The organism is Streptomonospora alba (genome assembly GCF_000826685.1).
Taxonomy (GTDB): Bacteria; Actinomycetota; Actinomycetes; order Streptosporangiales; family Streptosporangiaceae; genus Streptomonospora; species Streptomonospora alba.
This window is the reverse complement of record NZ_JROO01000057.1, coordinates 1-13,053: the sequence shown is the minus strand read 5'-3', so window position 1 is coordinate 13,053 and position 13,053 is coordinate 1. Positions and strand designations below refer to the sequence as shown.

Genomic DNA, 13,053 nt, shown 5'->3' with positions numbered 1-13,053 from the left:
GCCTGGTTGTACTTCTCGGCGAGATTCGCGTGCTCCTCTTCCAGCTTCTGGATCTTCTCCTGCACCTCGTCGACGGTCGGTTCGGCGACCGCCGCACTGGAGGAGAGGATCAGAGCGCCTGCGGCGACGAGGCCGACCGTCGCGAGATGACGGAAGTACGAGCCGCGCTCATGGCGTTCGTCGATGATGGTGCACACCTTTCTGCCAGGGGGCCGCCTGCCGGAAGACCCTGATCCGGGAGGACGCCGCAGGCCGCGGAAACGCAGCCGTGCGGCTGTCGGACGGTGGCGCCCGGGGGAAGCTGCGTGCGGCACGCCGGGGGGGGCGCGGCCGCGGGGGTCCGGCTCCGCGGGCCGAGCGGTGGGGGAGCTCGGGCGGAGTTCGGCAGGAGCCGACCCCTGCCATCCTCGTGATGGCACGTACAGACGACCGGACTCGGCGGAAGACTAGTGCATCGCCAACACCGCACTCAACCGTTTCGTTACGGATTCCACCCGTTTGTGGGTTGTCCGCAATAGTCCGCGACAGAACGCCTGCATCACCGCGAGCGACGGGACGGCGTCGGTCGGAGCTGCTGACGTGGGGCGGCGGTCGGCGACGAGGGTGGTCTGCGCGGTCGTCGGGCGCCCTTCCCGCGCCGGCAGCACCGGCGTCCGCCGCTGTCGCCTCCCCGTCGGGTGCGCAACCCCACGCCGGCCGACACCGGTCGACGCGGACCTGAGCCGTCCGCCGCCGTCGTCGCCACCGCCGCATGAGGGCCTACATTCGGACTGTGAGCCTGCGATCGAGGGAGGCGTGTGCTGATTCTGCGTTCCGTGCTGCTGTTCGCCCTGGCCGCTGTGTTCGAGATCGGCGGGGCCTGGCTGGTGTGGCAGGGGGTGCGCGAACACCGGGGCCTGGTCTGGATCGGGGCCGGGGTGATCGCTCTGGGCCTGTACGGATTCGTCGCCACGCTGCAGCCCGACGCCCACTTCGGGCGGATCCTGGCCGCCTACGGCGGGGTGTTCGTCGCCGGGTCGCTGGCCTGGGGGATGGCCGTCGACGGGTTCCGTCCCGACCGCTTCGACATCGCCGGCGCGCTGATCTGCCTGATCGGCGTCGCCGTGATCATGTACGCGCCGCGCGGCGGCTGAGGACGCCGACCGCCGCCGGGGAACGGCGAAGGGGCGAGCGGTGCGATTGACGCCCTGACCCGGACGTGGTGATATCGAAACATGCTGATGTCACAGGAGGACTCCGTCGCCGAGACCGCCGTCGGCCTGTTCGGAGATCCGCTGCGGGCGCGGATCGTGCGCCTGCTCGCCACAGAGCAGATGTGCACCTGCCACCTGATCGAGCACACCGGCGCCCGGCAGACGACCGTCAGCCACCATCTGCGCCTGCTGCGCCAGGCCGGGCTCGTGGAGACCGAGCCCCGCGGGCGCTACACCTATTACCGGCTGCACCCCGAGGCGATCGCCGAGACCGCCGACGGTCTGCGCGACCTCGCCGACCAGGCCGCCGACGCCCGCGGGCGCTACCGGCCGTGCTGAACCCGGCGCGGGCGCACCGTCACTTCTTGGCGGGCACGCCCAGCTCCTCCAGCAGGCCTTCGATCCTGCGGCGGAGCTCGTCGCGGACCGGCCGCACCCGCTCCAGCGGCTGACCGGCCGGATCGTCCAACTCCCAGTCGAGGTAGCGCTTGCCGGGGAAGACAGGGCAGGTGTCGCCGCACCCCATGGTGATGACGACGTCGCTGGCGTCCACGGCGTCCCACGTCAGGGTCTTGGGCTGCTCGCCGGTGATGTCGATGCCCAATTCGGCCATGGCCTCGACCGCGACCGGGTTGATCGACCCGGCGGGCTGGGACCCGGCGGAGCGGACCTCGACCCGGTCTTCTGCGAGGTGGGTGAGGAGTCCGGCCGCCATCTGGGAGCGGCCGGCGTTGTGGACGCAGACGAAGAGCACACTCGGTTTGTCCGGCACGGGCCTGGCCTTCCTGTACGACCGTCGACGGCGCGGGCACCGGTCGAGGCGGCGCCGCAAGCACCAACTTATCAGCTCGTGTTGATATAAAAGAGTTTCGATATATGGTGGCCCTCGGAACTTTCTCGCATACCCCAGGGGGACACCGCCATGGCCTCACCCGGCACAGACGCCGCGGCCGCCGCTACGGCCGGGCCGCCGAGGCTGTCGACGCTCGACCGCTTCCTTCCGGTGTGGATCGGCCTCGCCATGGCCGCCGGCCTCATGCTGGGGCGCTGGGTGCCGGGACTGCAGGCGGCACTGGATGCGGTCCAGGCCGGCGGCATCTCCGTGCCGATCGCCATCGGCCTGCTGGTCATGATGTATCCGGTACTGGCCAAGGTGCGCTACGACCGGCTGGACTCCGTCACCCGAGACACGCGTCTGCTGGTGTCCTCGCTGGTGCTCAACTGGCTGGTGGGGCCGGCGGTGATGTTCGCCCTGGCCTGGATCTTCCTGGCCGATCTGCCGGAGTTCCGCACCGGGCTGATCATCGTCGGACTGGCCCGCTGCATCGCCATGGTGATCATCTGGAACGACCTGGCCTGCGGCGACCGCGAGGCCGCGGCCGTCCTGGTCGCCCTCAACTCGGTGTTCCAGGTGCTGGCCTTCGGCCTGCTCGGCTGGTTCTACCTGGACCTCCTGCCGGGATGGATGGGCCTGGACACCAGCGGCATCGACGCCTCCGCGTGGGAGATCGCCGCGATGGTGGTGGTCTTCCTCGGCATCCCGCTGGTCGCCGGCTACCTCACCCGCGCCTTCGGCGAACGCGCCAAGGGCCGGACGTGGTACGAGGAGCGCTTCCTGCCCCGCATCGGCCCGCTGGCCCTCTACGGCCTGCTGTTCACCATCGTCATGCTGTTCGCCCTGCAGGGCGAGGCCATCACCTCCAGCCCTGTGGACGTCGCACGCATCGCCGTGCCCCTGCTCGTCTACTTCGTGCTGATGTGGGGGTTGTCCATGCTGCTGGGCCGGGCCATCCGCCTGTCCTACGAGCGTTCGACCACCCTGGCCTTCACCGCCTCCGGCAACAACTTCGAGCTGGCCATCGCCGTGGCCGTCGGGGTCTTCGGTGTCACCTCCGGCCAGGCGCTCGCAGGCGTGGTCGGCCCCCTCATCGAGGTGCCCGTCCTGGTGGGACTGGTCTACGTCTCCCTGTGGGCCCGGCGGTTCTTCGCCTCGCCCAGCGCGGCGGTTCCCGACCGCCGGTGAACACGCCCGATCACGGTCCCGGCGATCGGTGGGCGCAGCCGGCTTTCGACCACTGAGCCGACCGGCGCTCGAACGCGGATCCGAGCGCCGCCGGGAATCAGCGCGTCGCGGGCGACGCCGACGGCGCAGGCGGCAGGCGTGCAGCCGCGTATCCCATCAGCAGCAGAACTTCAGGTACGTCTGCAGGTCGTCGAGGGCTTCCATGGTTCTGTCGCGATCGGAGCGGTAGAGCACGATCTTGCCCTCGCGGCGGGACGTCAGGATCCCGCCCCTACGCAGCAGGGCGAGTTGCTGGGACGCGGTGGACTGGCCGATGCCGATCCGCTCGGCGACCTCCCCGACCGACAACTCCGCCCCCTGGGCGAACAGCAGCATGATGCGCTGGCGGGTCGGACTCGCCAGCGCCTTGAGGAAGTCGTGGGTGCCCTCGCTCAGTTCGGCGGAGGCCCCTCCCCCGCACGCCGCCTCGGATTCCAGGCCCTCGCACGCCTGCACGCCCGCCACCTCGCTCATGGCCCCATGGTCCCACATCGTCATATCGTCATTTCACGATTTTACGATACGGTCAGGTCATGAGTACACCCGACGACACCGTGATCATCGTCGGCGGCGGCCAATCCGGGCTGACCGCCGCCCGAGCGGCGCGCGACGCCGACCTGCGCCCTCTCGTCCTGGAGGCGGGAGAGCGCCCGGTCGGGTCCTGGCCGCACTACTACGACAGCCTCACCGTGTTCTCCCCCGCCCGCCACAGCGCGATGCCCGGCGCCCCTTTCCCCGGCGCCCCCGACCGCTACCCGCACCGCGACGAGGTCGCCGCCTACCTGGAGCGCTACGCCGCACAGCTCGACGTGGAGATCCGCACGGGCACCCGGGTGGAGGCGGTCGAAGCCGACGGCGCCGGGTTCGCCGTGCACACCGCCGACGGCCGGACCCTGAGCGCCGCCGGCCTCATCGCGGCCGGCGGCTCCTTCGCCAACCCCCACCTGCCCGTACTGCCCGGGCAGGAGGACTTCCCCGGCGACCTCCTGCACGTGGCCGACTACCGCAAACCCGAGCCTTACGCCGGCAAGCGCGTCGTCGTGGTCGGCGGCGGCAACTCCGCGGTCCAAGTCGGCTACGAGCTGTCCCGGACCGCGTCGGTGACTCTGGCCACCCGCGCCCCGATCCGGTTCCTCCACCAGCTCCACAACGGCCGGGACCTGCACGACTGGCTGGTCGACACCGGCTTCGACCGCCTCCCGCCCGAGTGGCTGGTCCACTACGTGGGAGGCACACCGGTCATGGAGACCGGCGATTACGGGAACGCCTTGGACTCGGGCCGGATGGACCGGCGGGAGATGTTCACCGCCTTCGACGGCGACCACGTGGTCTGGGCCGACGGCCGGCGCGAACCCGTCGACACCGTGCTGTTCGCCACCGGCTACCGGCCCGCCCTCGGCTACCTGCGCCCGCTGGGCGCGCTCGACCCCGACGGCGCGCCCCTGCACACCGGCGGCGTCTCGGCCACGCACCCCGGGCTGGTCTATGCGGGCCTGGAGTTCCAGCGCTCCTTCTCCTCCAACACGCTGCGCGGCGTCCACCGCGACGCCGAACACGTCGTCGCGCCGCTGGCCGCCCACGTGCGCAAGGCCCCGGCCGCGGCCGGACTCTGACCGGAACCCGGCCGCGGCCGCCCGGGCGGCTGCGGCCGGGCGGCCGCCGCGCTCCCTACGAATCCGGAGCGCCGGGCACGGCTTCCTGCCCTCGGATCACTGCGGAACGGAGGAGGCCGGGCGCGCGAGTTCGACCGGCTGCGGGGCCGGACCGCAGCAGCCGCCTTCGGCCGCCGCCTCCTCCTCGGGCGCCTCCGCGAGTCCCGAGCCCTGGCACACGCCGGTTTCGGGCAGCGTCAGCTCCACTCGCGCGGCCGACTCGTGGTCCCCGGCGATCGCGGCGGCGATGCTGCGGACCTGTTCGAAACCGGTCAGCGCGAGGAACGTCGGCGCGCGGCCGTAGGACTTCATCCCCACGAGGTAGAAACCGGGCTCGGGGTGGGACAGTTCCGCGGCGCCGTGCGGGTAGACGGTGCCGCAGGAGTGCACGTTCGGATCGATCAGCGGGGCCAGTTCCACCGGCGCCTCCAGCGTGGCGTCCAGTCCCAGGCGGATCTCCGTAAGCCACGACAGGTCGGGCCGGAAGCCGGTCAGTGCGACGATCTCGTCCACGGGGCCGAGTGCCCTGCCGTTCTGGTCGAGGAGCGTGACCTCGTCGCCGTCCGTGCGGACCTCCGCGGTGCGGAACCCGGTGACCACCTCGATGCGCCCTGACTCGACCGCTGCACGGGCGCGCCGGCCCAGCGCGCCGCGGGCGGCGAGTCGGTCGTCGGCTCCGCCGCCGAAGGCGTCGCCCACGTCTCCGCGGCGCAGCACCCACACCGCGCGGGTGCCCGGCGCCTCTTCGGCGAGCCCGGCGAGCGCGACCAGCGTCGTCAGGGCGGAATGGCCGCTCCCCACCACGGCGGTGCGCCGTCCGGCGTAGCGGGAGCGCACCTCGGCGCTGCCCGTATCCGGGATACGGAACTCGATCCGCTCGGCGGCGGCGCTCTCGCCGAGGGCGGGCAGGCCGTCGCCGCCCAGCGGGTTGGGCGCGCCCCACGTACCCGAGGCGTCGACCACCGCGCGGGCGAGCATCCGCTCCTCACCGCCGGATGTGCGCACCCGCACGGTGAAGGGCTCCTCGGCGCGCCCGGCGTCGACCACCCGGTCACGGCCGCGGCGGCTCACCCCGACGACCTCCGCACCGAAGCGCACCCGCTCTCCCAAAGCGGCGGCCAGCGGCTCCAGGTAGAGGTCGGCCCACTCGGATCCGGTCGGGTAGGCGTCGTCGGGGGGACGCCGCCATCCGCCTGCGGCCAGCAGCTTCTCGGCGGCCGGGGCGACCAGGTCGCGCCAGGAGGAGAACAGGCGCACGTGGCCCCACGCCCGCACCGCCGCCCCCGCCGCGTCCGCCTTCTCCAACACGCATACGGGCACTCCCCGGGAGTGCAGCTCAGCCGCCGCCGCGAGTCCCGCGGGGCCGGATCCCACCACCACGACCGGATGTCCTTCAGCCATGACCCACCTTCCATCGATTGCTGTCGATCTAATGTGGAATTTATCGATCCGGATCAATGAAAGCAACCATAGATCATGGTCGATAATGGGGGGATGACCGCTCCGATCTCCTCGCCCCCGCTGCCGACGCTTCCCGCCTCCGACGCCGAGACCTACGCCGCCTGGTTCGCCTGCCTGGCCGAGCCGGCCAGGGTGCGCCTGCTGCACACCATCGCCTCGGCTCCGGCGGCGGCGACGGTCGGAGGGCTCGCCGAAGCGCTGGGCCTGCGCCAGCCCACCGTCTCCCATCACCTGCGCAAGCTCGCCGAGGTCGGCTTCGTCACGCTCACCAAGGCGGGCACCTCGACCCGCGTCATGATCAATCCCGCCTGCTGCACGGGCCTGCCGCATGCGGCCGACGCCGTGATGGGCCTGCTCGACTCGCGGCCCTGCTGCCCGGTCGACCTGCCCGGCGACGTGTCGGTGCGCGCCATGGAACCCGGCGACTTCGACGCGGTGCGCCGGATCTACGCCGAAGGCATCGCCACAGGCGACGCCACCTTCGAGACCGAGGTCCCCTCCGCCGACGACCTCGACGACACATGGCTCGCCGACCACCGGTGGATCGCCGAGGCCGACGGTGAGGACGGACCGGTCGGCTGGGCGGCCGCCACCCCCGTCTCCAGCCGGCAGGTCTATGCCGGGGTGGCCGAGACCTCGGTCTACGTCGCCGAATCCGCGCGCGGCCGCGGCGTCGGAAAGGCCCTGATCCACAAGCAGGTCACCGCCGCCGACGCCGACGGCCTGTGGACCCTGCAGACCGCGATCTTCCCTGAGAACAAGCCCAGTCTGGCCCTGCACCGCAGCGCCGGCTTCCGCACCCTGGGCGTACGCGAACGCATCGCACAGCACCACGGCGTCTGGCGCGACACCGTCATGCTGGAACGCCGCCGCGACGACGCCGGCTGCGCACCCGCACCTCCTCTCGCTGAATGAGAAGGCCCCTGTCCCGAGCGCGGCGTCCGGCGCATTCTCGGGGCAGGTCCTTCGAGCTTGAGGAGTGAGGATGGCAGTGGCACCGCGGACCCGGGCTCCGGGACGCTCGGAACGCCCGGCCGCACTCGCGCACGGGAGCACCGGCAGCCGGATGCGGGTCGCCGACAAGGCCTTCGCGGCCGATGGGGTGGCCGTGCTGCGACTGGAGCACCCCGACCTGCGGCGGCTGGCCGACTGGGCGCCCGGGGCGCACATCGACCTGACCCTGCCCAACGGGACGACCCGGCAGTACTCGCTGTGCGGGGACCGGTGGGACGCCTACTCCTACCGCATCGGCGTGCTGCGCGAACCCGACGGCAGCGGCGGTTCGGCGTTCGTCCACGACGACCTGCGCGAAGGCGGCCTCGTCTCCGTCGGCGGCCCGCGCAACAACTTCCCGCTCGTGGACCGACCCCGACGCCTTCGACCTGTCCCGCGATCCGTCGGGCCACGTGGGCTTCGGCATGGGCATCCACCAGTGCGTCGGCCAGCACGTGGCGCGACTGGAGGCCGAGGCCGTGCTGAACGCCCTCGTGCAGCGGGTCGAGCGCTTCGAGATCGCCGGAAGCGTCCGGACCCACCCCAACGTCACGCTGCGCGCCCTGGAGTCCCTGCCGCTGCGCGCACACCGATACCACGGTTGATCTTGTACCTACGGTCACTGGAAAACACTTTCCGTGACAGTGGGTACAAGATCAACGAGGGTGGGGGCGGGGGCGTGGAGGCCCGGCTACGCCGAGAACCGCCGGACCGGATCCCGGTTCCCCCAGGCACACGACGATGCGGTGCCGGACCCCGTCCTGGTCCGGCACCGCAGTTCCTCCGACCGGCCCCCTCGAACGGTCGGCGGTACCGAGCCGGGGAATGAGCTGCGGGCCCACGATCCTCCCCGAGCGCCTTCCGAACCCTCCCGCACCGGGACGGCGCCCCGAACCTTCCGCTTGCTCGCTCATCGTTCCTCGACCAGCGCAGCTGACAGTAGGCGGACGGCGCCGACGGGGCAATGCGCACGGTGCCCAACCGCCGGGCGGCGACTGATCACGATGCACGGTCGGTGATGCGCAGCGCATGGACCAGGTCGTGGGTCCCAGGGCCTAGGGCCAGCAGATCCCTGTTCAAGAGCCGCTCGGCCGTGCGCAGATGCGAGCGGACCGTGGTGCGGCTCACGTCGAGGTTGCGCGCCGCGCGCTGGGCGTCGGTACCGGCGTCGACCCAGGCGCGCAGGGTCGGGAGCAGGTGGCGGTGGGCGTGGTTCTCCACGGGCTTGAGGAACGTCCGGGCCCAGGTGGCGGCTTCCTCGGTGGACAGCAGGGCGTCCAGGGACCGCTCCGGTAGGCGGCCCGCGTCGTCGCCGACCGGCGGGAGGCCGGTGACGGCCAGGGCCAGAGCGAGTTCGGCGCGGACGCGGACGTCGTGGAGGTCCAGGTCGAGAGCGTCCTCGACGCGCCGCAGGTGGGCGGTGACGGTGTTGCGGCTGATACCCAGCAGGCGGGCGACACCCAATCGGGGGAAGGTCAGGGCCAGGCGGGTGATGTCGACGGTGAGGCGGGGCAGCGTGTCGATCGGCGCCAGCACGCTGCGCGCCCAGGCGTCGGCCTGCCCGCGGGGCAGCAGGCGGGCCAGCGGTGCGTGACCGTGGTACGGGGCGGTGCGGCCGGTCGTGTGGCGGGCTGCGGCCAGCGCGTGGCGGGCCTGCTCGTAGGCCTCCGCCGTGGCCTGGAGCGGCTGGGGCTCGCTGACTCCCAGGGCGTAGTGCGGGTTCTCCTGCACCAGCGAACGCAGGACGGCGCCCAGGCCGCCGCCCTCGTGGGGGTCGTCGTCGGGAACGAGGCAGATCAGGTGGGGTTCGTAGACGGGGCAGCGCACCATCAGGCTGCGGCCGTGGTAACCCGAGCCGTCCTGGTAGGTCTGGGCGATGCTGTCGCGCTCCGGAGACGGGCAGTACAGCAGGTGGAGCCGGACGCGCTCGGCGTTCAGCAACGGGGGGACGTCCCCGACCGTCATCCTGCGCGCCAGCGTCACGTCGCCCGACATCAGGGCCATGAAGATCCCGGCGCGCAGCCGGTCCGCCGCGTGCTGGTAGCGGTCGGCGAGCTCGTCGGCGTGGCGGACGCGCCGCAGCGCGTCGACGACGGTTCCGGTGTGGGACGCCAGTGTGATCGCCTCCCGCGTCAGCGGCGACCGGGCCGCCACCACCAGGACCGACCGCGGCGCCTCCCGCCTGAGCAGTTCGCACCGCACGTGCATGGCGCCCACCTGTGTGGCGGCCGCGGCGACCTGTCCGCGGAGCAGCTGCGTAAGCACCGGGCCGAGGGCCGCGAGCACGTCCCCGGTGATCCCGGAGGTGGCCACCTCCGCCCGCCCCTCGCCGTTCACCAGGGCGATGTCGGTGCCGGTCTCCTGCCGCAGGCGGTCGGCGAGCCGCCGCGGCTCCGGTTCGGCGTCCTGGGACGTGCTGGGTCTGAGATGACGCAGCAGGTCGTCGAGGATCGGGGATGTCGACACGGCACACTCCAACCCGTCGGCCCGCCCGGCCCCATCCACGATACGCGGGCGCCCTACCGGGTTCCGTCGGCAGACTCGGGAGTGAATGGTACTGAATCCGCCAGAACACGAAGAATGCCATCGATAGCGGGCTTCTGCGTCATTTCGGTACCGCTTGGCAGATCACCGGGCGGCGGGCGGCCTGCGAACCGGCTGCCCGCCGCCCGGACGCGGCGGGCGGCCCGGCGTGCCGTGCCGGATTCGCTCGTCCGGCACGGCCGGCGCCCGGGCCGCCCTCGCTCCGCGGGTCAGCAGACGTCGTTGCCGCTGTTGACGAGGGTGTTGTTGCGGTAGGTGATCCCGTCGACGCACGGCCGCTCGGTGATCCCCGAATCGGTGACGGTCAGGTTCTGCAGAGTGATGTCGGAGGTGTTGGCGAAGTCGGACCGCGCGGCGAGCCTGATGTTCCCGGGGCCGGCGACGCTTCCCTGCTCCGCCGCGATGTCGACGTTGTGGCAGTTCTCGATCAGGATGGCGTTGCTGCCCGTGTCGGCGATGTCGACCCGGTCGATGACCGCACCTCCGCTTTCGGAGACGCAGAAGATGCCCCGGCCTCCGCCGCGGGCGCGCACCTCGTCGACGTGGACGGTGGTCGGGTAGGAGCCGCCCACCCGGCCGTTGCGGTTGGCCATGCGGAAGGCGGCGTAGCCGGTCCCGGTTCCGGTTCCGACCCCGTCGACCAGGCCGATGTCGGCGTTGACCGTGTCGTTGAGCAGCAGGCCGGAGTAGCCGGTGTCGCGGGCGACGACGGTCCCGATGTCGATTCCGTCCACCCCGTAGGTCTCGACGCCGTGCCCGCCCGTGCCTTCGACGTAGACGTGGTCGACCGTGATGTCGCGCGCCTCGCGGACGGAGTCGTCGTCGCGGCTGTCGATGCGGATGCCGGCTCCGCCGGACTGGCGCAGGTCGATCTCGCCGAGGTGGACGTTCTGCGAGGTGCGGACCCACACCGCGAAGTAGGGCGCGCCCGTGACGCTGAGGTAGGGGACGGAGACGTCCTGGGCGTGGCGGATGCGGATCGGCGCGTTGTTCGCCGAGGCCGACCCGGTGGCGTTGAGCGTGCCGCACACCTCGATGCGGGTGTGGCTGGGCACGTCGATCGACTCGCCGGCGGAGACGTCGCCCGAGGCGCGGACGACGACCGACTCCTGGGAGCCGCGGCCGCCGCTGAGGCTGCCGATGGCCGCACGCACGGCCTCGGCCAGGTCGCCGCCGCTGTAGTGGACCGTTCCGCCGCCGGCTGCGGTGTAGGTCCCGCCGGACTGGGTGACCTCGGCGTCGTAGCTGCCGGTGCCGCATTCACCCGAGGGGTCTCCGCCTCCGGAGTCGCCCACGGGGATCAGCCGCCACTGCTGGTTGGCTTCGCCGGTCGGGTCCCACTGGGACAGGCGGTCGCCCTCGCTGTCGCCCCATTCCCAGGCCTCCAGCGCCAAGCCGCTGTTGCGGTTGATCAGGCTGACGCCGGTACCGGCCTCCTCCACGCGCCACTGCTGGTTGTCTCCGCCGAGGTCGGTGTACTGGCGGATCTCGGCCCCGCCCTCGGTGGAGTGCTCCCAGACGTCGATCGCCTGGCCGCTGTTGACGTTGATGATCCGGTAGTAGCCGTCGCCCGAGGACGCGAACCGGAACCGCTGCCAGGGCTGGTCGGTGCGCGACCACTGGATCAGCTCGGCGCCGGTCTCGGTGGATCCGTCCTCGACGTCGGCGACCAGGCCGCTGTGCACGTTCTGCAGCACGTATTCGGTACCGGTGTCGACGTCCACGGCCGCCTGGGCCGGGGAGGGGACCGCGACGAGGCCGGCGGCGGCCAGCAGACCGGCGAACAGGGCGGCGGCGAGGGGACGGCGCCTGCGGCGGCCGGGTATCGGAGGGTTGCGATGTGTCATTCGTGCTGCTCCTTGGGGGATCGGGGGATGAGCACGGCGACCACCGAAGGGCGCGGCCGCAGCCCGCAGCGGGGGCGGCGCAGACCGGCGACGGATCGCACCCGGCCACACGGAGAGGGACGGCCGGGTCCTCCTCGCCGGGCAGAGGCCTCGCCCGGAGGTCGAACGGACGGTAACACGGCGAGTACTGCCGGGAACATCCTTCCTGAATCGATTTTTTCCGAACGCCGAGCCGATGCTGCGCACGTATCCCCGACCACACGGACGATCATGCAGCCGCAGCATCGGAATCCCCGCTCTGCCTCACCGCCCGTCGCCCGTTGGCCTGAAAACGATTCATCTCCTCGGTCACGTGCGCGGAGGCCCCGCGGCCCCGGACTTGCCGAAGGCGCGCACGGGGTCGTTGAATGAATCCGGCGGCGCCCGCCGCCCCTCACCGGACCCGAGCCCAGAAAGCAGGACCGTGGCCCCCGAGACCCCCGAGCCGGCACCCGCGATCGACACGTCGGTCCCCCACAATCCCCGCATCTGGAACTACTGGCTGGGCGGCAAGGACAACTACGCCGTCGACAGGGAGATGGGCGAGCGGATCCGCTCGTTCTTCCCCGAGATCGCCGACAACGCGCGCGCGGACCGCGAGTTCCTGGTCCGCACCGTCACCCACCTGACCCGCGACCAGGGTGTGCGGCAGTTCCTCGACATCGGTACCGGGCTCCCCACTCGCAACAACACCCACGAGGTCGCCCAGTCGGTGGCTCCCGACGCCCGCGTGGTGTACGTGGACAACGATCCGCTGGTGCTCGTACACGCCCGCGCCCTGCTCACCGGCACCGCGGAGGGCGTCACCGACTACATCGACGCCGACCTGCGCGATCCGGACACGATCCTGGAGGCGGCCGCCGCGAGCCTGGACCTCTCCCGGCCGGTGGCGCTGATGCTGCTGGGCGTGGTGAACTTCGTCGACGACGACGCCGAGGTCCGCGCGGTCCTGGACCGGCTGCTGGGGGCGCTCGCGCCGGGAAGCTACCTGGTCGTCTCGCACCCCACCGACGACCTCGACCCCGAACGGGCCCACCAGGTGGCCGCGGCGTGGAACGAACGCGGCACGCCCAAGCTCACGGTGCGCTCGGCCGCGGGGATCGAGGCCCTCTTCGACGGCCTGGAGCTGCTGGAGCCGGGTGTGGTCTCGTGCTCGCTGTGGCGTCCGGAGGAGACCGGCGCCGACACGATCGGGCCGGTCGCCGAGTACGGGGGCGTCGCCCGCAAACCCTGACCCGGCGCATCCGATCAACCGGGCCGCC

11 protein-coding genes and 2 pseudogenes are annotated in these 13,053 nt (G+C 72.0%); 7 read left to right on the top strand and 6 right to left on the bottom strand.

Going from position 1 to position 13,053, the window contains the following annotated elements; genetic code table 11:
* Positions 1 to 197: pseudogene (locus LP52_RS24210) on the bottom strand (NlpC/P60 family protein); the annotation flags it as partial.
* Between the two features lie 600 nt (positions 198 to 797).
* Between LP52_RS24210 and LP52_RS24200 the strand changes: the two are divergent.
* Positions 798 to 1,133 (top strand): YnfA family protein, encoded by a 336-nt coding sequence (locus tag LP52_RS24200; RefSeq protein WP_040276721.1) that lies wholly within the window; start codon positions 798 to 800, stop codon positions 1,131 to 1,133.
* A gap of 81 nt (positions 1,134 to 1,214) precedes the next feature.
* A complete protein-coding gene (locus LP52_RS24195) occupies positions 1,215 to 1,532 on the top strand; it encodes an ArsR/SmtB family transcription factor (RefSeq protein ID WP_040276720.1) in 318 nt (105 codons plus the stop codon).
* 19 nt (positions 1,533 to 1,551) lie between these two features.
* Here the strand turns inward: LP52_RS24195 and LP52_RS24190 are convergent, their stop codons facing one another.
* Entirely contained in the window at positions 1,552 to 1,965 is a 414-nt protein-coding gene (locus tag LP52_RS24190) for an arsenate reductase ArsC (protein ID WP_040276719.1), read from the bottom strand.
* A gap of 150 nt (positions 1,966 to 2,115) precedes the next feature.
* On the opposite strand from LP52_RS24190, the gene arsB reads away from it, so the two are divergent.
* Entirely contained in the window at positions 2,116 to 3,216 is a 1,101-nt protein-coding gene (gene arsB, locus LP52_RS24185; RefSeq protein WP_040276718.1) for an ACR3 family arsenite efflux transporter, read from the top strand.
* Positions 3,217 to 3,372: 156 nt separating this feature from the next.
* On the opposite strand, the gene LP52_RS24180 is transcribed toward arsB, so the two are convergent.
* A complete protein-coding gene (locus LP52_RS24180) occupies positions 3,373 to 3,729 on the bottom strand; it encodes an ArsR/SmtB family transcription factor (RefSeq protein ID WP_084723459.1) in 357 nt (118 codons plus the stop codon).
* A 59-nt stretch (positions 3,730 to 3,788) separates the two neighbouring features.
* On the opposite strand from LP52_RS24180, the gene LP52_RS24175 reads away from it, so the two are divergent.
* Positions 3,789 to 4,868 (top strand): flavin-containing monooxygenase, encoded by a 1,080-nt coding sequence (locus tag LP52_RS24175; RefSeq protein WP_040276717.1) that lies wholly within the window; start codon positions 3,789 to 3,791, stop codon positions 4,866 to 4,868.
* Between the two features lie 96 nt (positions 4,869 to 4,964).
* Here LP52_RS24175 and LP52_RS24170 read toward each other — a convergent pair whose 3' ends face one another.
* On the bottom strand, positions 4,965 to 6,308 hold the full coding sequence (locus LP52_RS24170; protein WP_040276716.1) for an FAD-dependent oxidoreductase: 1,344 nt from the start codon (positions 6,306 to 6,308) through the stop codon (positions 4,965 to 4,967).
* Positions 6,309 to 6,401: 93 nt separating this feature from the next.
* On the opposite strand from LP52_RS24170, the gene LP52_RS24165 reads away from it, so the two are divergent.
* Both LP52_RS24165 and LP52_RS24160 read left to right on the top strand, forming a co-directional pair.
* A complete protein-coding gene (locus LP52_RS24165) occupies positions 6,402 to 7,283 on the top strand; it encodes a helix-turn-helix domain-containing GNAT family N-acetyltransferase (RefSeq protein ID WP_040276715.1) in 882 nt (293 codons plus the stop codon).
* A gap of 461 nt (positions 7,284 to 7,744) precedes the next feature.
* Positions 7,745 to 7,966 (top strand): annotated as a pseudogene (locus LP52_RS24160) (cytochrome P450); the annotation flags it as partial.
* Between the two features lie 394 nt (positions 7,967 to 8,360).
* Here the strand turns inward: LP52_RS24160 and LP52_RS24155 are convergent.
* Positions 8,361 to 9,827, bottom strand: a complete 1,467-nt coding sequence (locus LP52_RS24155) for a helix-turn-helix domain-containing protein (protein ID WP_202966167.1) — start codon at positions 9,825 to 9,827, stop codon at positions 8,361 to 8,363.
* 287 nt (positions 9,828 to 10,114) lie between these two features.
* Positions 10,115 to 11,752 carry an RICIN domain-containing protein gene (locus tag LP52_RS24150; protein WP_040276712.1) on the bottom strand — a complete coding sequence of 546 codons (1,638 nt, stop codon included), beginning with the start codon at positions 11,750 to 11,752 and terminating at the stop codon, positions 10,115 to 10,117.
* A 463-nt stretch (positions 11,753 to 12,215) separates the two neighbouring features.
* On the opposite strand from LP52_RS24150, the gene LP52_RS24145 reads away from it, so the two are divergent.
* On the top strand, positions 12,216 to 13,025 hold the full coding sequence (locus tag LP52_RS24145) for an SAM-dependent methyltransferase (RefSeq protein WP_040276711.1): 810 nt from the start codon (positions 12,216 to 12,218) through the stop codon (positions 13,023 to 13,025).
* The last annotated feature ends 28 nt before the right edge of the window (positions 13,026 to 13,053 follow it).

Coding starts and splice junctions, on each gene's coding strand:
- LP52_RS24195 (WP_040276720.1), top strand. CDS start 1,215: ATGCTGATGTCACAGGAGGACTCCGTCGCCGAGACCGCCGTCGGCCTG.
- LP52_RS24150 (WP_040276712.1), bottom strand. CDS start 11,752: ATGACACATCGCAACCCTCCGATACCCGGCCGCCGCAGGCGCCGTCCC.
- LP52_RS24175 (WP_040276717.1), top strand. CDS start 3,789: ATGAGTACACCCGACGACACCGTGATCATCGTCGGCGGCGGCCAATCC.
- LP52_RS24165 (WP_040276715.1), top strand. CDS start 6,402: ATGACCGCTCCGATCTCCTCGCCCCCGCTGCCGACGCTTCCCGCCTCC.
- LP52_RS24180 (WP_084723459.1), bottom strand. CDS start 3,729: ATGAGCGAGGTGGCGGGCGTGCAGGCGTGCGAGGGCCTGGAATCCGAG.
- arsB (WP_040276718.1), top strand. CDS start 2,116: ATGGCCTCACCCGGCACAGACGCCGCGGCCGCCGCTACGGCCGGGCCG.
- LP52_RS24170 (WP_040276716.1), bottom strand. CDS start 6,308: ATGGCTGAAGGACATCCGGTCGTGGTGGTGGGATCCGGCCCCGCGGGA.